At 56.7% G+C, this 18,756-nt stretch carries 24 protein-coding genes and 1 pseudogene; 9 read left to right on the forward strand and 16 right to left on the reverse strand.

The features are described from left to right. The 7 genes and pseudogenes from MF134_RS22100 to MF134_RS22130 all read right to left on the reverse strand — a co-directional run. Positions 1-297: pseudogene (locus tag MF134_RS22100) on the reverse strand (hypothetical protein); the annotation flags it as partial. Next, positions 294-956: a hypothetical protein gene (locus MF134_RS22105; RefSeq protein WP_255341587.1), complete on the reverse strand. Its 663-nt coding sequence runs from the start codon at positions 954-956 to the stop codon at positions 294-296. The gene MF134_RS22105 and the pseudogene MF134_RS22100, both read right to left, overlap by 4 nt. After that, positions 919-2,214 (reverse strand): restriction endonuclease, encoded by a 1,296-nt coding sequence (locus MF134_RS22110; RefSeq protein WP_255341588.1) that lies wholly within the window; start codon positions 2,212-2,214, stop codon positions 919-921. The genes MF134_RS22105 and MF134_RS22110 overlap by 38 nt, the downstream gene beginning before the upstream one ends. Before the next feature lie 169 nt (positions 2,215-2,383). Beyond that, positions 2,384-3,001 carry a DNA-binding protein gene (locus MF134_RS22115; RefSeq protein ID WP_255341589.1) on the reverse strand — a complete coding sequence of 206 codons (618 nt, stop codon included), beginning with the start codon at positions 2,999-3,001 and terminating at the stop codon, positions 2,384-2,386. Then, positions 2,976-4,166 (reverse strand): helix-turn-helix domain-containing protein, encoded by a 1,191-nt coding sequence (locus MF134_RS22120; protein WP_255341590.1) that lies wholly within the window; start codon positions 4,164-4,166, stop codon positions 2,976-2,978. Before MF134_RS22120 ends, MF134_RS22115 begins: the two co-directional genes overlap by 26 nt. Further along, positions 4,159-5,532 carry a 7-cyano-7-deazaguanine synthase gene (locus MF134_RS22125; protein WP_255341591.1) on the reverse strand — a complete coding sequence of 458 codons (1,374 nt, stop codon included), beginning with the start codon at positions 5,530-5,532 and terminating at the stop codon, positions 4,159-4,161. Before MF134_RS22125 ends, MF134_RS22120 begins: the two co-directional genes overlap by 8 nt. Further along, a complete protein-coding gene (locus MF134_RS22130; protein ID WP_255341592.1) occupies positions 5,529-6,098 on the reverse strand; it encodes a hypothetical protein in 570 nt (189 codons plus the stop codon). Before MF134_RS22130 ends, MF134_RS22125 begins: the two co-directional genes overlap by 4 nt. 212 nt (positions 6,099-6,310) lie before the next feature. On the opposite strand from MF134_RS22130, the gene MF134_RS22135 reads away from it, so the two are divergent. Then, entirely contained in the window at positions 6,311-7,060 is a 750-nt protein-coding gene (locus MF134_RS22135) for a hypothetical protein (RefSeq protein WP_255341593.1), read from the forward strand. 22 nt (positions 7,061-7,082) lie between these two features. Here MF134_RS22135 and MF134_RS22140 read toward each other — a convergent pair whose 3' ends face one another. Continuing rightward, positions 7,083-7,415, reverse strand: coding sequence for a hypothetical protein (locus MF134_RS22140; protein ID WP_255341594.1), 333 nt, complete (start codon positions 7,413-7,415; stop codon positions 7,083-7,085). 928 nt (positions 7,416-8,343) lie between these two features. Between MF134_RS22140 and MF134_RS22145 the strand changes: the two genes are divergently transcribed. Beyond that, positions 8,344-9,243 (forward strand): ArdC family protein, encoded by a 900-nt coding sequence (locus MF134_RS22145; RefSeq protein ID WP_255341595.1) that lies wholly within the window; start codon positions 8,344-8,346, stop codon positions 9,241-9,243. A gap of 123 nt (positions 9,244-9,366) precedes the next feature. On the opposite strand, the gene MF134_RS22150 is transcribed toward MF134_RS22145, so the two are convergent. From MF134_RS22150 to MF134_RS22165, 4 genes are all read right to left on the reverse strand, one after another. Then, the gene (locus tag MF134_RS22150) at positions 9,367-9,660 is read right to left on the reverse strand and encodes a type II toxin-antitoxin system RelE/ParE family toxin (RefSeq protein WP_255341596.1); all 294 of its coding nucleotides are present in this window, start codon (positions 9,658-9,660) and stop codon (positions 9,367-9,369) included. Further along, complete coding sequence (locus tag MF134_RS22155; protein ID WP_255341597.1) at positions 9,650-9,907, reverse strand: type II toxin-antitoxin system ParD family antitoxin; 258 nt, start codon at positions 9,905-9,907, stop codon at positions 9,650-9,652. Before MF134_RS22155 ends, MF134_RS22150 begins: the two co-directional genes overlap by 11 nt. A gap of 128 nt (positions 9,908-10,035) precedes the next feature. After that, positions 10,036-10,713: a hypothetical protein gene (locus MF134_RS22160; RefSeq protein ID WP_255341598.1), complete on the reverse strand. Its 678-nt coding sequence runs from the start codon at positions 10,711-10,713 to the stop codon at positions 10,036-10,038. Continuing rightward, positions 10,700-11,326: a helix-turn-helix domain-containing protein gene (locus MF134_RS22165; protein WP_255341599.1), complete on the reverse strand. Its 627-nt coding sequence runs from the start codon at positions 11,324-11,326 to the stop codon at positions 10,700-10,702. The genes MF134_RS22160 and MF134_RS22165 overlap by 14 nt, the downstream gene beginning before the upstream one ends. Before the next feature lie 146 nt (positions 11,327-11,472). Between MF134_RS22165 and MF134_RS22170 the strand changes: the two genes are divergently transcribed. After that, complete coding sequence (locus tag MF134_RS22170; protein WP_255341600.1) at positions 11,473-11,892, forward strand: hypothetical protein; 420 nt, start codon at positions 11,473-11,475, stop codon at positions 11,890-11,892. A 34-nt stretch (positions 11,893-11,926) separates the two neighbouring features. Here MF134_RS22170 and MF134_RS22175 read toward each other — a convergent pair whose 3' ends face one another. The 4 genes from MF134_RS22175 to MF134_RS22190 form a co-directional block, all read right to left on the reverse strand. After that, positions 11,927-13,207: a relaxase/mobilization nuclease domain-containing protein gene (locus tag MF134_RS22175; RefSeq protein WP_457590047.1), complete on the reverse strand. Its 1,281-nt coding sequence runs from the start codon at positions 13,205-13,207 to the stop codon at positions 11,927-11,929. Beyond that, positions 13,204-13,659, reverse strand: coding sequence for a hypothetical protein (locus MF134_RS22180; RefSeq protein WP_255341602.1), 456 nt, complete (start codon positions 13,657-13,659; stop codon positions 13,204-13,206). Before MF134_RS22180 ends, MF134_RS22175 begins: the two co-directional genes overlap by 4 nt. Positions 13,660-13,925: 266 nt before the next feature. Continuing rightward, a complete protein-coding gene (locus tag MF134_RS22185; RefSeq protein WP_255341603.1) occupies positions 13,926-15,116 on the reverse strand; it encodes a tyrosine-type recombinase/integrase in 1,191 nt (396 codons plus the stop codon). Beyond that, positions 15,116-15,523, reverse strand: a complete 408-nt coding sequence (locus MF134_RS22190; protein WP_255341604.1) for an Arc family DNA-binding protein — start codon at positions 15,521-15,523, stop codon at positions 15,116-15,118. The genes MF134_RS22185 and MF134_RS22190 overlap by 1 nt, the downstream gene beginning before the upstream one ends. 98 nt (positions 15,524-15,621) lie before the next feature. On the opposite strand from MF134_RS22190, the gene MF134_RS22195 reads away from it, so the two are divergent. The 6 genes from MF134_RS22195 to MF134_RS23910 all read left to right on the forward strand — a co-directional run bounded on the left by MF134_RS22195 (position 15,622) and on the right by MF134_RS23910 (position 18,712). Continuing rightward, positions 15,622-15,813, forward strand: coding sequence for a helix-turn-helix domain-containing protein (locus MF134_RS22195; RefSeq protein ID WP_255341605.1), 192 nt, complete (start codon positions 15,622-15,624; stop codon positions 15,811-15,813). 227 nt (positions 15,814-16,040) lie between these two features. Beyond that, positions 16,041-16,304: a DUF6074 family protein gene (locus MF134_RS22200; RefSeq protein ID WP_255341606.1), complete on the forward strand. Its 264-nt coding sequence runs from the start codon at positions 16,041-16,043 to the stop codon at positions 16,302-16,304. Next, positions 16,301-17,002, forward strand: coding sequence for a helix-turn-helix domain-containing protein (locus tag MF134_RS22205; protein WP_255341607.1), 702 nt, complete (start codon positions 16,301-16,303; stop codon positions 17,000-17,002). Before MF134_RS22200 ends, MF134_RS22205 begins: the two co-directional genes overlap by 4 nt. 713 nt (positions 17,003-17,715) lie before the next feature. Then, positions 17,716-17,913 carry a hypothetical protein gene (locus MF134_RS22210; protein WP_255341608.1) on the forward strand — a complete coding sequence of 66 codons (198 nt, stop codon included), beginning with the start codon at positions 17,716-17,718 and terminating at the stop codon, positions 17,911-17,913. After that, positions 17,910-18,458 carry a hypothetical protein gene (locus MF134_RS22215; protein WP_255341609.1) on the forward strand — a complete coding sequence of 183 codons (549 nt, stop codon included), beginning with the start codon at positions 17,910-17,912 and terminating at the stop codon, positions 18,456-18,458. The genes MF134_RS22210 and MF134_RS22215 overlap by 4 nt, the downstream gene beginning before the upstream one ends. A 5-nt stretch (positions 18,459-18,463) precedes the next feature. Then, positions 18,464-18,712 (forward strand): HGGxSTG domain-containing protein, encoded by a 249-nt coding sequence (locus MF134_RS23910; RefSeq protein WP_304363861.1) that lies wholly within the window; start codon positions 18,464-18,466, stop codon positions 18,710-18,712. The last annotated feature ends 44 nt before the right edge of the window (positions 18,713-18,756 follow it).

The raw sequence follows: 18,756 nt of genomic DNA on the forward strand, positions 1-18,756 counted from the left end.
AAGGGGCTTTTCCGCTGCCGCAAGCAGTCTCGCACGGAGCTGCAATCCGTTGGCTAAATTGTACGCAATATCGGGACTGAAAGAGAATTCGGCGGAAAGAGTTTCAAGGATATCAACGCCGCGGCTGATGGACGATAGATCACCAAGCGCATCGCCACAATCGATTAGGATAATCGCGGCAGTAGCCCTTCCATCGGGTGTCTCATCCAACTCGCCTACGCGGCGAAGCGCTTCTGCGGGGTCCTTGTCCCGCAATTCCTGAAGCTTTTTAACAACACTATCGGTGCGCTCATTCATGAGCAGATATGATCCATCTTCCGCTTGAACTTTCTACGTAGATCCGCGTTGGCAGGAACCTTCAGTTCAGCAAGATAGGAATCGAATGCATTAACCAGTTGCTGATGCAACAGAGTGCGATTGACTGTGATCCGTCTGTCATGGGAAAAAACAAATACCTTACCGCTCTTACGGACAGTAATGCGGTCCGTTGATCCGGTGTGATGGAGCGCGCACCGACCCTGTTCATAAACATTGACCGCTAGATCGTTAGCGTTTCCGTGTTGCGGTACGCAGGCTATGAATGCCGGCCAATTGGTCAGGAATGCTTTGAAAAGTGCTTTGCTCTTGCCATTGTGGTTGATTAGTCCCTCTCGAAACCCCTGAATGGTCTCGATTAGCAGGAAGTCAATGGCCAAAACGGCAAAGCCGTTTGTCCCGCGGCCCTTTCCGTTTTCTGCATCGATCAGGAGCTGTGCGGGTTCGATAAAACGGCGTCGGATGCGTGCATTGAGGATGGCGATTCCCTTAGTCCAGTCTGCAGTAGCGCCGTTCGCTTCGCTCAGTGTGAGGCTCTTCCAGGTCCTTAGCCGGTGACCGGGAGCAATCTCGAAATCATCCGGCAGCTCAGGCGACCCCATACTATTCTGCCTTTGCTGCACGCTTGGCGGCGTCGGCATCCCTCTTTTCTGCCGCCTGAGCTTTGCGGTATGCCGCTACGCGTTTAATGATGGCCAACAGCTCGCTGAAATTCTGCACACTCGGTTCAATATCGAACAGTGGGCAGTCGTGCTCCTTATCGACACGGAAACCCACCTGGCACGGTTCATTGTAAGATTCCATACGAACGTGCCTAGAAGGCTCTTCAGATTCTTCAATCCCAGTCAGTTCGAGGCGAAGCCAGTATTCCTCGATCTCATCTTTGTCGTCTGTGAGTGTTTGGCGATTGAAGGTGAGGATACGTTTGCAATCCGCGCTACAGATATCCTGAATTTCGGAGAGAAGCTGATTTGCAATCGGCATCAATAGATATGACTGCACATCTTCCGGGAATTTGTCCGGTTCTCCGCGCGTGATTGAATCGACGACGAGGGCCGCCACACTTTCCGGCTGAAGCTGATCGATCGCGCATAAGATCAAATAGGCGAAAGCGCGAATGAGCGGTGTTTGCTCAACACCTGCCTTTGATGCCCGCATCATCAGATATGGAACGTTCACCAGCGCAAGGTGCAACACCTCGACGAGCGACGACGTGCTGAGCACAGCGCCCCAAGGCCGGTGTGTGATACTGCCATTGGCAAATTCGTTCGCGATGAGCGCAAATATGCCTAGCGATGTAAATTCGGCTTCGGCGCGCGCTTTCCACAGTTTTTTCAGTGTGGGGGAGGAAACGAATTCGAGCTTATTCCAGAAACGCGACTCCAGCGCCTGGAACTGACCATCAAGGCTGAGTGCCTCGGAAAACAATCGCAGAACTACATCGGGATGACGCGACAACAGCCGTTCCAGATGGGCGTTGTCCCAAAGCTTCACTTTGGGCCGAGGGTTGTTCCTCTGCCACTCCTTGACCCAATCGCGCGTCGGGTTAGAAAACTGGGTGTTGGTAGCAATGACGACATAGTCGAGGCCGCCTTTGGCCTGAGCGTTGATAATAGCGCTCTTTACCTCGTCAGATTCTACCGTACCGCTTCGCCCCTTGCATTCCACCCACCACACCTGCGGTTCCATTTCTTGATCGGCTGTTGGCGTATAGAAATGTGCTTCGAGATCGCGGCCGCCGTCTGAAGCGCCGCCGCCGCTTCCTCCCGTACGCCATTCAAGGTCTTTGGCGCCCATGGCATCGAAGAGCCAGTACAGACACTCTTCCAAGTCCTTGCCCTTCAATTCCGCGAAGGGAATCGAAGCCGGTAAAACCCATTCTTTTTCTTCTTCATTCATAGGAGTTTAAGCTACTATTTTTATATCCAAATTCCCAAATGAATATTGAATAACTGCAATTCAGACTTTTAGCCAAAGAGCCTTCGTGCCCGTTGGAAACAAGTCCAACAATCCGCCGGTTGGATGCCGCCAGCGCATCAGGTCAAGGAGAAAGCTAGGTTTTACCCTTTCAGCAATCAAGGAATCGCTCCTTGTATTGTGGCAGACAGGTGCACTCGCGTGCCCGAGCCTCACCGATAGCCGCAATTACGGAATCCGCACTTTCCGGCGGGATACGCATGCGTCCGTCTCGCAACGCCAAGAACACAGCATCTACAACAGAAGCTTCACCGAGATTCGTGGAAACGACAGGATGCGTCAGCAAATCCAGCGACCATCCTGCAAGTTGTCCGTTGCGGCAATGCTCGCGTGACCGTTTTCGGCCCCTTCTTTCATCCAGCACTGGGCAAAGACCGCGCTTCGACGCGATGGCTATCGTTGCGGCCTCTCCATCATCGAGGCTGGGCGAAGAGGTGAGCAAATGCAGAAAAAGTTCATATTCATTATCCGTCATTGCCTCGACGACGGCAGTCCCACTGGCGACAGCCTCTCTGAGAAACCCTTGCTCCCCGTTCTGATGACCCGTTTCATGATCCAGCTCGCCAGCCACTTCCTGTGGCACCAGAATCTGGTTCGGTATGGCGTTGAGGATAAGCGCGCCGCTCTGGCAAGCATGAAGATTGATCAGCACGCTTGTGTCGAGAACCAATGGCACGTCCACATTAATCAGCGAGCTTGACCAATTCATCAGTCTCTTTTTCCTCAAGCTCAATCTGATCGATAATGCCGCGAAGCTCGAGACGGCCGATATTTAGTAACTCGGCCAGTTGGCCCTCTGACATAAGGTCGCGCTTCCAGGCGGCATGAGCCATGAGGCTCATTCGATGCGAGACTAGTCGGTCGGCATCGGTTTTTGCAGGATCGCGAAGTACGGCGGAATCGCCAAGCACTTCACGCGCATGATCATCAGTAATGCCGCCTCTATTTTCAAACCAGTCCCACGTTCCTTTCTTCGCCAGCCCTATTTCCTCCAAGCGCAGGCAGCAGGCCTGTCTTGAAATATGGTATTCGTTGGCGAGGAGGATGATCAACCTGATGGTAATCTTTCCTGTGATCTCCTTGATCCGGCGAAAACTCTCAGTAAAACTTTCGGCGGGCGCCATGAAGGACCTGCCAAACGCGTTGGCGTAGCGCTCGTCTCTTGATAGAAATCGTTCGTTCGTTTCCAGAACTTCCGGGTTCTGCCGAGTTCCGAAAAAATGTCCAAGCTCATGCGCCGCAGACTGAACGCGACGGGGAAGGGGATGATTAGCATTAAGAAGGATGCTGGCGCCAATTCCCTCATCATAGCTGAACAACCCGGCCACTTTTGAAGTCGAGGATAGACGCCGCTGGTAAAGCCTGATGCCAAGCTGCCTGTCGATCAGTGAGAAGATGTCTGCAATTGGTCCTAGTCCGAGGCCAAGCCATTCGCGCAGTTCTGCCGCATGCTGCTCCGCAAGCATAACCACGTTACCACTGTTTATCCCGCGCTCTGGAGGATAGTTTCGAATTTTCCGGATTCCCAGCAAGTTTTCCAGCTCAACTTCAGCCTTAATGAGGTTGTTGAGCAACTGAATCGCTTCAGTAGTCTCAGTGTCCTCTGCCTCCCGTAGCTTACGGAATCGTGGCACCAGATCGGTATGCACTGCCTCACGACGAAGAAGCGCGTTGACAGAGAGTCCATAGCGGCTCGCGAGAGTCTGTATCTCCTGAATTCGCACGCGGCGCACACCCTGCTCAATAGATACAAGGGTGGGTCTTGACACGCCGAGGATCCGGGCTGCCTCTTCTTGTCGGACGCCGGCATTCTCACGCGCCATCCGCAGGCGGCGACCGATTTCTTGCGAACTTAGCTCGTTGAGATCAGCCATTGCGCCCTCCATCCATCCAATCATTCAAAAAGCTATTGCTTCCAAGCTCAGATCGATATGCTCTCCATTCATCAGCATGCGCGCTCAACATAGCCCTCAATTTTCTGGTCGTTCCGTCCAAAGTCTCACCCGTAGCAGTCGCGATCTGAGAGGCATGAGTGCGGAGTAATTCGTCCGGGCGGATAGCTAAATCAGCCAGGTGCTGCAGATGTCTTGCACCTACGCTGCCATATTCGATCATGATGTCCCGGTCAGCCTTCTCAGCGACGGGCATAAGCGCTTGCCCGAGGAGAGCCTCTCTGAGGTCTGAGATGACATAGACGCCCGGTTCTTCGTCGATCCCCGCCGCGTACATACTTTGGCGCCTAAGCAGACAGGCGGCACACAGCCCGCACTGCTTCCGGTAACCATCATTAACGATACGGCGGGTTTGCCAGCAGGAATGAGTTTGGGTCAAATGTAGGTAATTCTTGCCCGGCAAGTGCAGGAAGTCCCGCAGCGTTTGCCCCTTAGTGTGCCAGAGCCTGGGTTGCTGAAACTTGACTTCCCAGTCAAGGAGGGCCTGCAGGAACTGCTCCATTCGACGAAAGAAAGCTGGATGGTTCCTGTAGTCGGCATAGACGTTGTGCAAAGGTAGGATCGCAGGCCCTAAAGCCCCTTGACCGCTTTCGGGAACTACGACTCTCGATACCTGATACAACTGTGCCGCCATTGCGGTAATAGCCGCAAATTTGAAGCTGCGGCTTCGGAAGCTGCTTTCGTTCTTACGATAGTTGCGAGTGTCGAATGGAATGCGTTCAAACGGACTATCGTTCTTTTGGCGCCGCTGGCGGGTGCCAGCCACGCGAATGCACAAGGCCTCTTCTTCACCGCCGCTCAGGCCCGTGACGGCGCGTGAATCCAGGCCATCGCTGTAGGCGATTGCGACCTTTTTGGTTTTGTCGAAGTCCAAAGGAATCTGGCGCGCACCGATCGGTGATCTGTTCTTCGCGCGGAAAAAATTAAATTGCCAGGTGTCTCCGGTCAGAAAATACAGAGCCCGTCGCAGAGCATGTTGCACGGCGGGTTTCTGCCACCTTTCCAGGTCGATAACAGGGACGTGGAGGATGAAACTACGGGCCCAAGCACGCGATCTTTTCCAACGCCTGTCCGCAAATTCGATCGCGGCACATACAACGAGCAAATCGAAATGCCGTGGCAGGCATCCCGCTACATCGAACGAGTCAATGATTTCGGCATCAAACTGGATTTGTTCACCAATTTCTGCCAACTCCTCGTGCCCAGAGAGCCGCGCGGGTGGTTTTCCGCCGCTTTCAAGTACGATGAGGGTTTTGGCGGTAAGCGACGTGTGATTGTGGACGTTCATTGTTCGGGCCCTTCATCCACAGTCACTCGCTTCGGAGAACTGAAAGCCCTTCTGTTGCCATCTTTCATGGCCTGACAGAGCTTCTCCACGTCTATGTTGGAAAATGCTTCTGCATTTCGCTCAAGGCACTTTTGGTAGTCGACACGGCTTATGTCACCTAGGTCTCTTGCTTGAATGCAGTGTTCGTCTTGACGGTTCTTCACGATGCCTACCCACTCTCGGGTAGCGGCATCCAGCGCGGGCTGCAGCGCATCCGCAGGGGATGAGCCATCAAGAACATTGGCTATCAGCGTGCGTCGCAAAATGTCTGAAAACGACGACATAGAATGCCTTTCTAAGACGGCCTCGATATCCGAGACGGGATCGAGCGTCAGCTGTGACTGAGACAGGCAGGTCGACAGGTCCTGCACCATGAAGCTGAATTCCTTAACGCCTGCGTCAGTCATCATGCTGTGACATGCCTGGTTGACCCGCTCAGCAGGGCTGGCAGCATCACTGACTAGCTGCTCGCCGAACTTCTTCCATCGGGTACTTAGCCGTAAGTTTCTGAACGGGCCATCGGTCATGACATCTTTCCTTTGAAAAGAAAGTGGACGAAGAATCTGACATTGTCAATAAATAAAATTTTTTAGCTGACATTGATGGTATGATTCTCCACCGATGGGGGCTTACGCCCCCCAATTTTTGCTGATGAGCGCTATCGACGGTGGCCGATAAGGTTAGCTTGATAAGGAAGATATATCGGTGCGTATATAGTACAAATTAGGAAGGAGGGGGTATGGATTACACAAGAATACTCGCAGAGGGGGTTGGTGCTTGGCTTAAATTTGAATATGCTTGTGACAGGAGCGGACTATTTAGCGAGAAGTATCTTTCGCATCCGATCGGTCAAATATTAAGTTCACGTACAGGAAATCTCGCTCAAGCAGAATACAAACATCCTATATTGGCAGAATTATCGAAAGGTGTGGGACGGCGACCTGAGATAGATTCTGTTGTTTGTGATCCATATCCTGCAATTAATGTGGCAGTTGAATCAAAGTGGTTGGGGAAAACCAAGCCGAATGCAAAAGATATAATGTGGGACTTGATAAGGCTTGAGCTTATTGCGAATAAATTCAACGCTAGATGCTTCTTCATCCTAGGCGGCAAGCGGTCTGACTTGGAGAGTTATTTTTCTCGAAAGGCTTTTTCGGGTAAGCAAGAAAGCGGGATGGCCAGGCCGCTCCTTCTTCATAATAGGAACATTGTTCATAAGACAAACCTCGTTCCCCACAACAACCCTCGAGTGTCGCTTTTGAAGAAGCTCTTCGAAAGTTACCAAGATTTTGATTTTCCTCACAGACTGCTCACACGGCGAAGCGCCCCGTTTCCCCCAGGGGCTCGTGCAAAAGACCCGCAGGTATTTGTGTGGGAAGTGATGTCTGCACCAAATCGGGAAACGTTTCAGCCTCGTAACTCGGCTCACTATTCTGCTAGCGGCCAAAGCCGAAGATCAACCTATTCGAAGAAGAAGGATGCCAAGTGAACACGTCAATCTGTTGGCCATCCTATCTCCGTGGCCAACCAAGCTTGTCCGTCTTTTCGCGAACGTCTCTCAGATAACCGCTCAATTCCGGCTTAAGCCAGAACTCCGGTAATTCGACGGTGAAGTAGCCGGGATCGCGGGATACCAGCATGGCTGACTCGCCGCCGGTGGCAAGGCGGATGTCTTCGAGCTGTAGCAGCGGGCGGGATTGCTCCATCAGGTTATCGCCCGAGCCGTTCACCTGATTGGTGTTGACGTTGAAGCCGTGCACCATGACGGAGGTGCGGCCAGATCGGTGCTCAATCTCCTTGAGGGTGTCGAGGTCCGGCAGGCCGCGATAGAGCGTATGCGCCACGGCCTTCTTCCAGATTCGCGCGAGATCTCCTTGCCATATTTGGATTCGATCTGCGCGGCAGCGTTCTGGCACACACCGAGGAAGTTTATGCCGTCCTCGCGTTAGAGCGTCAGTACTTCGTAGAAATCGAGACGTAGAGCTGACCCCATTCCTCGCCGACGACAAGCGCCCGCAAAGGCCCGTGCGCATCGGCGAACCGCTCGATGATCGCGGCCTTCATGGCGCACGCGGGCAGGCGGCTCCAAAGCGCGCGGTGCCGGCATAGGCGGGGCGTCCGCTGCTTTGTCTTTATCCTCGTTCGACGCTTCGAGGATGGCGATACCGACCGATCCCAGCACATAGCCGCCGACCACCACGTAGAACCACACCAGTACGGATCGATCTTGAAGCCGATGAGGATGGCGGAGAAGACGACGAAGGCCGCGCCTGCAAGCCCGCGGTAGATAAACAGTCGTGCTTCATTCGGCTCGATGGTGATGCTGCCGAGCTTGAGCGGCTTCCCGCGTTAGCTGGGCGCGTTCTTCTTCACTGAGGCGGATGCTGAGCGGCGCGGCGCGTTTGCGCTCCGGCCCGTTCGCGGCGACCGGCGGTCCCTTCGCCGCACTTTCCCCAAGCCCGACGGCACTTGCGAAGACATCCGCTACGGAGAGCATGATGGCACCTGAAAATCCTTGGATTTTCGGTGCTCAAGTAGGGTATTCCACGCCTTCAAAGTCTCGAACAACTCGTTCGAGATTTCGCTGTCGAGGCGCACCGTCTCGGCCTTTCTTTCTGGCTTTCCTGACAGCCAGTCTCACCCCTTGCAACGGCCTGAAGGCCGTCTTTCGCTTCGCCCGCCCCTTCGGGGTGCAAGGGCTGAGCCTGCCTGCCTCTCCGGACGCCATCAAGGCCGCGACGGTCGCGGTCCTACCGGCGAAAGGAGAACGACATGCCATCCAAACCTCAGAAATTCGATGTCCACCAGGAGATCACCAACCGCATTGCCGAGGCGATCGAAACCGCGGGCGAATTCCAGCTTCCTTGGATCAGGTCCGGCGGCGGCCTGACGCGTCCCGTCAACGTCGCATCGAAGAATACCTATAACGGCGTTAATATCCTCAGCCTCTGGATTTCTGCGATCCAATCCGAATATCCGTCCAATCTCTGGGGCACCTACCGGCAATGGCAGGAGAAGGGATGTCAGGTCCGCAAGGGCGAAAAAGGCTCCCTCGTGGTTTTCTACAAGCGCTACACGGTCGAGGCCGCAGGCGATGACGAAAACGACGATGGCGAGCGTCTTGTCGCCCGGGCCAGTTGGGTATTCAACGCCGCGCAAGTCGAGGGCTTCTCGATTGAGACGCCGGATATTCCCGAGGCAGCCGTATTCGATCCCTTGGCGCGTGCTGAAGCCTTTGCGCAGGCGACTGGAGCCGTCATCCAGGAAACCGGCGACAGCGCTTGTTATCTTCCCGGCGACGATCTGATCCGTCTACCGGAACGGCGCCGCTTCACCGGCACCGACACCATGAGTGCCGGGGAGAGCTTCTATGCCGTGCTCTGCCATGAACTGGTCCACTGGTCCGGTGCAAAGAGCCGGCTGGACCGCAATCTTGCCCCACGCTTTGGCAGCGAGGCCTACGCGATGGAGGAACTGGTGGCCGAACTTGGTTCCGCCTTCCTTTGTGCGGAACTCGGCATCACGCCAGAACCGCGCACCGATCACGCTTGCTACATCAAGACCTGGCTTGAGGTTCTGAAAAACGACAACAAAGCGATTTTCTCGGCGGCCTCCAAGGCATCCGAAGCCGCGAACTGGTTGATCGCCCACGAGGTGGAGGCGGGCGCGTGAGCGCCCGTCACCCCCTTTTAGAAAGTTCGTCGCGCTCGCCTTCGGCTCGCACGTCGCCCTGCCGATAGCTCGTGAGATTGAATCTCGAATTTCGGAATGGAGCGCCTGATCGGTCCCACGAACTTACGGCTCCAGCAGCCGTTCCCAATCCCGACTTGCTCGGGGCAGCCGGAGCACGAACACGTCGTTTGCCCGGATTGTGTAGATGATCAGATGCGCCCGATAGGGGTGAATGCGGACCGGCGGCGTGATCTCGCGGCGCTCTCGTGCCATCTGCGGATTTTCGGCAATCAGCGATAGCGTATGCAAGAGGCCGGCCTGGTACTTTTCCGCCTGACCCTCGCCGAATTGCAGCGCGCCTTCCACGTAGATGTCGTAGAAATCCTGCTCCGCCAACGCCGAGAGCTTATAGATCATTCTCGTTCTTCTGGCGGTACCGCGACCGCGCTTCGGCCATCAATTCATCCGGACCTTTGTCGCTCTCGCCGCTGGCGATCGCCTCATCGACCATCTTCTGAAGTTGTGCGATTTGCGCGGCTCGCTCCTGATCGCGGCGGATCAGGTCGCGGATATAGTCGCTCGTATTGCCGTAGCGGCCGGATTTCGTCTGCGCTTCGACCCAGCTCCGCATCGGATCGGGCAGGGACACGTTCATTGTTGCCATTTTCAGCACCTCCAAACCTCATTATGGCACCAAATGGCAAAAATTGCCAAAAAAATTCTGTGGGGGTGGTGTTGGGGCGCGGCGGCTAATGGGATGTTGAAAGCTTCGTTTCTTGCTAATGCCCGAACTCACGCAGCCATCGTTCGGCCGTCCGTGATGTCATGGACACGGCACCATTCCGGCAATGTCAGGTCCATGTCGTCACCGCTATGGCGGTTGAAGAATTGCGGATCATCAAAATACGAGCCGACATAGATGACCGGCGCCCGGAATAGCCGCTGGTAGATCACTGTGCCGGGAATTTCTTCCAGCGTGTAATTCAGCGAGCGGGCAAAGATTTTGTCCCGGTCAGGGGTGAAACCCTGCGCTTCCTGGCGGGTCGCGGCCCGCTCGGTGTAGTCGGAGCAGATGCCATCAATGTAGGCTTTGACGGCCGGGTTGCCCTGATAGAGTCCGCGAACCCGACGCTCGATCCTGTCGAACTCCGGCGTTTTGAGATCGTTCCAGACCGTGACGGCCACATGATCGAAGGCGGCATCGAGGATCGGGCGACTCTTGCGCAGCCAGCGCGCTGCACTCGCCCGGCAGGTCTCGACTGCCTCGTCCCAGAGGGGATCGTCTCGGAGCGCGAAATTATGTGCATCGAGCGTATCGCAGAGGATCAGCCGCACCGAGCGAAACCGGCTTGCCGTTGCCTGAACCAGTTCCTTGAAAGCCCGCCCATGCATGGCGTCGATACAGCCGCAGATCGGCATGATGCAGCGATCCGTGCCGGTGAGATGGGCGGGGACATCAATCCGAAACATCGCCACCTCCCACCATCTGGCCATTTCGCCACCAGTACTCGAACTGGCGGCGCATGACCTTGGCATGTACCGCCGACTTCATTACGACGAAGTTGTTCCCGGCCGTGCCGGGCACATGCTGCATCGTCTTGTCGCCGTAGATCACGCAGATTTCCGAGCCGGAGAAGTAATCCTCCGGTATCCAGCGATAATCGGCGAGATCGCCGGCAATGACCGTATTTCCCGCGCAGATCGTCGAACGGAACCTGTAACCGGCTTTCCGCATGTCCTGCAGCTTCTGCGATACGGCTGCGCTCGATCGCCGGTCGTCGGCGCAGTGGAACAGGACTTCCCCACCGGGCGGCACGGTGTGCTCCACATCGGCGAGGACCTCAAGATAGTCGTCATAAGTGGTGAGGACGAAGTCGCGTTTTTCGACGCCGCTCGGCGTGATGAAGATGCCCTGTTCACTGAAACAAGTCTCGATCCGGCGCAACGTCCGTGCATCCGGCTCGCCGCGTTCGGCTTCGAGATTGGCCACGGTGGACTTCGCGAGTCCAGCTTTCTCAGCCAGTTCAGCTTGGCTCCAGTCAAGAAAACCACGCGCGGCTCTGATCTTTTCTGCGTTTAACATCGTCTAAAATATCAATCTGTAAATCAAAATCTGCTTTATATTATCAAAGAAATCATAGAAATTGTCAATGTTAATCCAATTTTAACATAATACATCTAAAACGGACCCATTCTGGTTCAATAATTTCGCTATGTATGAGGTTTGCTATGAAGATTTTGAAGGAAACGTTTTTCGAGCGCCTGCGCAACCGCCTGCCGGCCAACGACGCCCGCCGAGCCATCAAGGCTTTCCGTCGGGCCAAGCACCGGCTCGACATCGATTACATGACCGTCAAAGAGCTGTCGGAACTGCGCGAACGCTACCGCACCTCGGCAATGCTCGCGTGCCGGGCCGTGAAAGAGTGGGAGGTGCGCCATGCGGTTCGCCGCATGCAGGACGTCTACCGGGATCGCGAACGTCAGATCCTTTATGCCCAAGCCCGCGAGGCCGTCTCCATCTATCGCGATATCAAGCAGGACTATGTCGACTTTTACGAGATCGCGATGCATCAGGTCGGCGTGCCGGGTCGTGGGCAGCCATCGAAAGGCGTGTGGTACCCGCCGCAATGCGACCGGAATGGCCTTTGAAACGTCTGCGCAAGCCAAGCTGTGGTTCAACCGCCTACAGGCTTGGGCCTGATCGCTTCCGTCGTCTCTGAATTTCGGAGGCATGGACGCCCTTGGCCTCATCCGACTGAAAGGACCTGTATCGTGTGAGGTTACGGCGCAGGTCGGCAAGCTTCGTCGCCTGCACGTCCCGGAGTTCCTTAATACGTCTTTGGAGGATTGCGCGCTTCTCCCTTTGGCGGTCGATCAGAGCCTGGCGTTCGGCCTCGTGCCGGACTGCCGAGGTTTGAGCTTCAGCTTCCGCTTGACGCCGCAAATCCTGAAAGCGTCCGATTATTCTGTGCCATAGCCCTTTCAGGCCCTTCGGCAGCCGGGCGGCCCTTGTCTGGGCTTCCTCCTGTCGTTCTCGTTCGAGCCGATCTTCCAGCATCTTTCGCGCCGCGCGGTGCGCTTCGGTCATTTGATCGCGTGCAGCGTAGAGCGGTGCCGCCTTCCGCGCGAAGCCTTGGCGTGCGGTCTCGACGTGAGCACGCAAGGCCGGGGTCATCGCGTTGCTGATGACCTTCTTCGTAGCCGCGACGCCACGGAATCCTTCCGCCGATCCCAACCGTACGCGAACGGCCTTCGTCTTCTCGTTCAGAAGGCGCGGGAGAGCATGAATGTCGCCGTCATGCGTCAGAACCACGAAGTCACGCCGGTCGCCCTTGGCGAGGTAAAGGCCACGCTCTTCGAGCGCATGCGAAAACGCCTTGATCCCATCCGATCGCTGCCAGCAGGATTGTACCTGCGCCTTCAGCCAGCGCGGATCGAGACCGGTTCGCTTGGATTGCTGCCATTCTGCCAGGGTGAAATTGGTCGGATTCCGAGCATTGGCATTCTCGATCCCGGCCGGCATCTCCCACCCGTGCGTCAGATAGAGGTCCCGTGCGACCCCCATCAGCCGCGTCTTGAAGAAGGGGAGGTGCCGGGCGGTCATGCTTTCGGCGTCGATGCGGCTCCACACACAGTGCGCATGTCGCCGGCCTTCTTTTTCATGGAAGATGACGGCGCGCGGCTGCCCCTCCAGGCCCAGCCGTGTTTCGATCGTATCAATCGCATCGATGAAGTCCGAAACGGGCAAGCGTGCTTCGGCTGGTGGATTGAGGCTCAGCGAAAAGAGATACTGGCGGCAACGCGTGCCGCGGGAGATGGCTTCTGCTTCCTTGAACGCGTCGCGCAATGTCTCGCCGGCAAACCCGCGCATCTCATGGACGGCGACATGTTCGTTGTCGTCGGTCCGCATAAGATGGGTAGCGAGGTTGCCCCCGCTACCGCGTTGTGAGCCTTTGAGTATCATGCTCGGCTTCCGGTTTTGAGGCCGAGAGCCGTAATCAGGTGGGCCCTAATCTGTCCGACGTGATCGACGGCTTGCCGCAAGCCGGCTTCGAGGTCTGGCGTCACGGGCAAGGCGCCGATCCGTGCGGCGCTGGCCAATTCCTTCAGGCTCGCAGAGAGGTCCGAGCGCCCGAGCAGCGCGAGCGCCTTTGCCAAGGCTTGTCCATCGTCGACGAGGCGACCGCGGCGCCGTCTGGCTGGCGCGCGCAGATCGAGCGCTTTGGTCTTGATGTAGGTCCCTAACGGCAGACCCTCAGCCGCCGCATGTTGCTCTAGGCGCTGCCGCTCGGATGCCGTCAGGCGGAGCGAAAACGGTGCAAGACGTCTTTTGTGTTGCCGTTTCTTCGCTGGCGCGCCTGACTTATCGAAAATTTCTCTGAGTGTTTCCCGACCATTCTGTGCATTTACGGACATGGCGGCCTCGGGCCGCGGTCGAAATTCTCGTGCTTCAGAACGCTATTCCAGTCGGCCAAAACGTCGAACAATTCGTTCGAATGCGACCAGTCGCTGCGCGCCATACCTTTGAATATTCGACCCGGAGAGGACGCGACCGGTAGCGGAGGAGGGACTTGAACCCCCGACACGCGGATTATGATTCTTCAACGAAACGTTGAAATCATTGATCTTCCGCAGGCCATGTCGCGTCCTTGTCGCTGATACTCAGCCATGGAAAACGCATGTCAGGCCAAAAGCAGCCTCTCGGCGGCTGCCAGAGCTTCGGCTTCGTCGGCGGCGGGAAAGAGATGGCCGTAGGTGTCAAAGGTCATCTGAATCGACGAGTGGCCCATGCGGGTCTGAACGGCTTTCGGCGAGAGTTCGAGACCGCCGTCGGCTTTCGCGTTGATGCACCATGAGGCGTACCAATGCCGAAGGGCATGCATGCCGGTGTAGCGGGCAGCGAGGATGGGTTTGCCCTCGTCATCACGCTTGCGGGTCTCGATTGTCACGCCGGCCTTGATTATAGTCGGATGAAGGCCTCGGTTGATGATGTTGCCCAGGCTCTCAACGTTGCCGGCGGAATTCGGAAAGACGAGATCAAGGCGGCTCGGTGGACAAGCAAGCTTCCATTCCCGCAAAGTGTTCACGACGAGGGGCGTCAGTGGGATCGATCGATGCCCTGCCTCGCTCTTCGGAGCGCCGATCGCGTTGAACCGATCGGCGCGCTGGCGAACATGCACCGCGGCCTTGTCGAGATCCACGTCTCGCCAGGGCAGGCCGCGCAGTTCGCTTGCCCGCATGCCGGTGAAGATCGCCGTGATCAGCAATGGCCGAAATCTGCCCTCTGCGGCCTCCAGGATCGCGCGGACCTCTTCACGCGTCGGAATGTCGACGCCGTATTGCAGGCGCTTCCTCTGGCGTTTCTCGGAGGATTTCGAGCCGCGCCGCTTCGACATTTCGGAGACGACGTTCCTAACGACGAGGCCCCTCTCCTGCGCATCCGAGAGGATCGACCCAAGCGAGACCGTCACGCGCTTGACCATGGCCGGCGAGCGGCCATTCTCGCGAAGCGCCTCCTGAAAGGCGCGCACTGCCGGCACGGTGAGCTTGTTCAGCTTGGTGGCCCCGAGGAAGGGCTCGATATGGATCTGGACATGCTGGCGGTATTGGTCCGTCGTCGAGCGCTCCAGCCCGGCGGCGTCACAGCTCTTCAGCCATAGCGTTGCGGCCTCGCGCACGGTGACCGTTTGAGAATCGGCGACGTGGACGCCTTCGCGAACCTCGACGCTCGCCGTCGCGGCGAAGGCGTCCGCTTCCTTCTTCCGGGCGAAGGTCTTCAGCCGGCGCTTACCGGCCATGTCGGTGTAGTCGACCACCCATGCGGTCTTCTCAGCGCCCTTCGGCGTGGTCCAGGTGCGGCGACGGACGGACATTATTCGTCCTCTGAATGCTTTTTGGGGAACGGGTCTTCACGCGCAATGCGCAGCAATAGATTTAGGTCTCTGTCGTTGCCTGATGCCGCCTCGCTTAGTGCTCTGCCGATTGTTACAGCGCTTTTCGTCACAGATTTGAGCTCTCTCTCGATCCTCGTCATATTGGATTTCGTTTCTCTCAGTTCCTCGGCAAGGCTTAAAAACGCTGCGGTTTGCTCGCTGAGCATGCGATCTTGCCGCTCAATCTGCTCCGACGCGTCGTCGATGAACGACCCCTCAAGGCGCGCTATGATCTCCGCATTCATTGAACGATTGTTCACGTCGGCGGCAGCTTTAATGCGGTCGCGCATGCCGTCGGGCAAGCGGAGCACGTATTTATCCTGCGGCTGAGCGGGCTTCTTAGACATAGTGGCTATCAGCCATACTTTAGCGATTGACACAACTAATGGCTATGAGCCATCATACATAATGGCTACCAGCCATCAATGAACGAAAGGTAAACAGAGTGACGGACGACGATGAAGGGAAACTCGATCTGGTTTGGGGAGTAGAAGCCATCGCTAAACTGATCGGCCGCACCCATGCCGCGACCTACCACATGTGCGCCAATGGGGAGCTTCCGGCTCGGCGGATCGGCCGCCGCTGGGTCGCTAAACGCGAGGCTCTGGAGCGGTTCTTCGAGGATACGGCGGCGTGAACGCGAACGGACGGCTCGGCAACAAAAACCGTTAGGTTTGCCACTCACGCTAATCTGGCGGCGATGGTATTCAAGCCAACCGGGACAGGCCCGATCTAAAGCGCCTCCTACCAACGAAAAGCGAGGCGAGGACATGGTTGCCATTCGCCTTCCTACCTGACCCTCTTCAAGACGAAGACCGCAGTTCAGGCCGATAGACAAACCGAACTTATCCGAAGGAGGGCAAGTTGACCGCGCAAATTCTCGTTTTTCCGAGCCACCGCCGAGTTGGTAAAATCAGGCAAGCAGTGGCCTCACTTCGTCGCGCGCAAACCCAGAAGGACTTCACGGCTCGGTGGCTTCAGACCACCCGCATTCTGAAGAGCCAGTTGTTGGCTCTAGGACTGCCCCGAGAGGCCGTCATTCGCGAGGTCGGCCAATTTTCCCTCGCGCTTGAATGCGCCATCGACGTCTACCGCCAGAAGGGCGAATTGCCGAGTGAGATCGCATGAGTAAGATGGATTTCTTGATGATTCCGGTCGACGCGATGTTCAACAAGCACCTGACGTTGAACGATCTTCGTGTCCTCGCCGCTATCACCTTCCATGATCGCCGAGGAGCCAATGGCCGCGGTTGTTTCGCGACGAACTCTACTCTTGCCGTAAGGGCTGGGTGCGACACTAGAACGGTGAAGCGGGCCCTCTCAAGACTTCGAGAGCTTGGGTATGTTCGTTCGGAGCATAGCGCGCATGACGGTCGTCGGTTCGTGCATCGCGTAGTCTATAGGTCCAGCATTGAAGAAAAAGGGGACAAGCACGCCCCCAATTCAGTCCCGGATAGGGGACATTCTGAGACCATATTGGGGACATCGCATCAGGTGCATCTTCAGGAAAATCAGGACCTTGCTAGTAGCAACCAGAAAGAGAAGCATATTCTGCTAAACAGAGAAGCAGATGCAGTGGAAACTGCGTCATCTGGCGATGACGCGAACCTTCTTTATCCACATGCATGGTTGGCTATCGTTGATCGGAACAAGGAAACAGCGTCGACGCGACAGCTCGAACGATGCCTGCCTTACCTCGAAAAGATCATGGAGGGCTACGAGACCGGCGACCCCGTTCACGGTCGTGCGTTCCGCCTGTGTGAGGAGATTGGGGCCATCCTCTATGAGAGGAAAGAGCACCCTGCCTATTCGGAGGCAAACGGTTGACCGATCTTTCCCTCAACCTTCTGTGGGGCACGAATTGCATCGCCAGAGCGGCGCACTGTTCGCTCGGCCTCGTGCAGCAAGTGATGGCACTCCCCGGCTGGCCCTGTCCGGCATCTTGTTGGCGGGTGGTCGATGGCCTTCGCAGGCAGATGATGAAGGTCGACGTCGCCAAAAACCGAATCGGGGATCGAGCTTCGGATCACTGATTGCGTCCAAGCCAAAATGCAGCAGCTGGCGTATTCCGAGCGGTCGTGGCCAGGAGGTGACGCGGCTTTAGGCGCACCACTGCACAAAAGTGGGTGCGGATCCTGCTTGCGCAAAAAACGAGAACGCCGCCATATGCGCTGCCGCCCGTGCCACAATGTCGGCAGCTGACTGTAAAGACCGGGATTTTATCGCGCTTCATGACTAGCCCGTTGCTCTCTTGCTTGGGTTTGGTCTTGCAGCGAATATCTTGAGATCTCTATGTTTTATGCGCCACGCCAAGGATGAGCGATTTCTTTTCAAGTGGTAACATGATACCATTTGACGGTCGATCACATTGAAACGAATTGGCCATGGCGAGGCATCCAGAAGTTCTGATTTTTCGTATGCAGAGCGGCACAAGCGCCGCATTGGCGCAGGTCGCCGAATATGAGAACCGGCAAGCCGGCCGACATCATCCGCGACATAGTCCAAGTACGCATCGAGGCCCATCAGTCGAAGGCGGCGGCATGATGGAAACCGAAGTTTTCCTTTACTCCATTGGGAAACCCAATCGAGCCAAGAACATCAGCTACTCGGATGCGTGTTCAATGGCGCGGATGGGGGTAATCCCTGGCGTCGTCACAGGTCCGGGCGGGTATAGCCTCCTCGTTGCCGTTGATCGGGGCGTCGAGGCCGAAGCGGTCATGAAACGAGTGGCGAATTGAGCGGGAAGAAGCCGTCCGGCGGCGGCAAGCCTACGACCCTCACGGTCGCCGATCCGAAAAAGAGCAAAGGCGCCTTGAAGTCCATTGGCGGTTCGCAGTCGGACGAATGGAACAACATCCTTGCAAATCAGGCCGTGCAAAGCCTTTGGAAAGCGCATTCCGACAGTGAATCGCTAGATCTGCAGATGAGTGCGACGATTGCTGCAATGATGGGCGTAGGGCCCAAAAGCGAGTTGGAGGGAATGCTTGCGACCCAGATGATCGCGACCCACAACGCCGCGATGGAGTGCTACCGCCGCGCGATGCTGAGCGAGCAGACCTTTGCCGGCCGCGATATGGCCCTTAGCCAGGCGAACCGCCTGGTGCGCTCCTACGCCACCCTCGTCGGCGCTCTGGACAAGCACCGGGGCAAGGGGCAGCAGACCGTCCGCGTCGAACACGTTCACGTCCACCAGGGCGGTCAAGCCATCGTCGGTAATGTCAGTCATGCCGGCCGGCGGCCGCAAGAAGAGACAGCAGCCGAAGCCGTCATGGACGGGGAGTGAGAAAGATGACGGTTGACCCCTTGCACTCCGCTCCTCGATGTGGAGCACACTCCCGCCGCACGGGAGAGCCCTGCAGGGCGCCGGCAATGACGAACGGCCGATGTCGGATGCATGGCGGGAGATCTACCGGGCCGGCGAAAGGCTCTCAGAACGCTCTGAAGCATGGGATGCGGTCGGCTGAAGCTGTGGCCCAGCGGAAGGCTTTGAACGCGTTGCTCCGGGAAAATCGAGAGATGGCGCTTCGGCTAAATTGAAACTGACCAATGAAGATGTTTCCAAAACGAGCGCTTTCTGCTCG

Source organism: Jiella marina (assembly GCF_024359545.1).
Taxonomy (GTDB): Bacteria; Pseudomonadota; Alphaproteobacteria; order Rhizobiales; family Rhizobiaceae; genus Jiella.

Coding starts and splice junctions, on each gene's coding strand:
- MF134_RS22105 (WP_255341587.1), bottom strand. CDS start 956: ATGCCGACGCCGCCAAGCGTGCAGCAAAGGCAGAATAGTATGGGGTCG.
- MF134_RS22110 (WP_255341588.1), bottom strand. CDS start 2,214: ATGAATGAAGAAGAAAAAGAATGGGTTTTACCGGCTTCGATTCCCTTC.
- MF134_RS22115 (WP_255341589.1), bottom strand. CDS start 3,001: ATGAATTGGTCAAGCTCGCTGATTAATGTGGACGTGCCATTGGTTCTC.
- MF134_RS22120 (WP_255341590.1), bottom strand. CDS start 4,166: ATGGCTGATCTCAACGAGCTAAGTTCGCAAGAAATCGGTCGCCGCCTG.
- MF134_RS22125 (WP_255341591.1), bottom strand. CDS start 5,532: ATGAACGTCCACAATCACACGTCGCTTACCGCCAAAACCCTCATCGTA.
- MF134_RS22130 (WP_255341592.1), bottom strand. CDS start 6,098: ATGACCGATGGCCCGTTCAGAAACTTACGGCTAAGTACCCGATGGAAG.
- MF134_RS22135 (WP_255341593.1), top strand. CDS start 6,311: ATGGATTACACAAGAATACTCGCAGAGGGGGTTGGTGCTTGGCTTAAA.
- MF134_RS22145 (WP_255341595.1), top strand. CDS start 8,344: ATGCCATCCAAACCTCAGAAATTCGATGTCCACCAGGAGATCACCAAC.
- MF134_RS22150 (WP_255341596.1), bottom strand. CDS start 9,660: ATGATCTATAAGCTCTCGGCGTTGGCGGAGCAGGATTTCTACGACATC.
- MF134_RS22155 (WP_255341597.1), bottom strand. CDS start 9,907: ATGGCAACAATGAACGTGTCCCTGCCCGATCCGATGCGGAGCTGGGTC.
- MF134_RS22160 (WP_255341598.1), bottom strand. CDS start 10,713: ATGTTTCGGATTGATGTCCCCGCCCATCTCACCGGCACGGATCGCTGC.
- MF134_RS22165 (WP_255341599.1), bottom strand. CDS start 11,326: ATGTTAAACGCAGAAAAGATCAGAGCCGCGCGTGGTTTTCTTGACTGG.
- MF134_RS22170 (WP_255341600.1), top strand. CDS start 11,473: ATGAAGATTTTGAAGGAAACGTTTTTCGAGCGCCTGCGCAACCGCCTG.
- MF134_RS22175 (WP_457590047.1), bottom strand. CDS start 13,207: ATGATACTCAAAGGCTCACAACGCGGTAGCGGGGGCAACCTCGCTACC.
- MF134_RS22180 (WP_255341602.1), bottom strand. CDS start 13,659: ATGTCCGTAAATGCACAGAATGGTCGGGAAACACTCAGAGAAATTTTC.
- MF134_RS22185 (WP_255341603.1), bottom strand. CDS start 15,116: ATGTCCGTCCGTCGCCGCACCTGGACCACGCCGAAGGGCGCTGAGAAG.
- MF134_RS22190 (WP_255341604.1), bottom strand. CDS start 15,523: ATGTCTAAGAAGCCCGCTCAGCCGCAGGATAAATACGTGCTCCGCTTG.
- MF134_RS22205 (WP_255341607.1), top strand. CDS start 16,301: ATGAGTAAGATGGATTTCTTGATGATTCCGGTCGACGCGATGTTCAAC.
- MF134_RS22210 (WP_255341608.1), top strand. CDS start 17,716: ATGATGGAAACCGAAGTTTTCCTTTACTCCATTGGGAAACCCAATCGA.
- MF134_RS23910 (WP_304363861.1), top strand. CDS start 18,464: ATGACGGTTGACCCCTTGCACTCCGCTCCTCGATGTGGAGCACACTCC.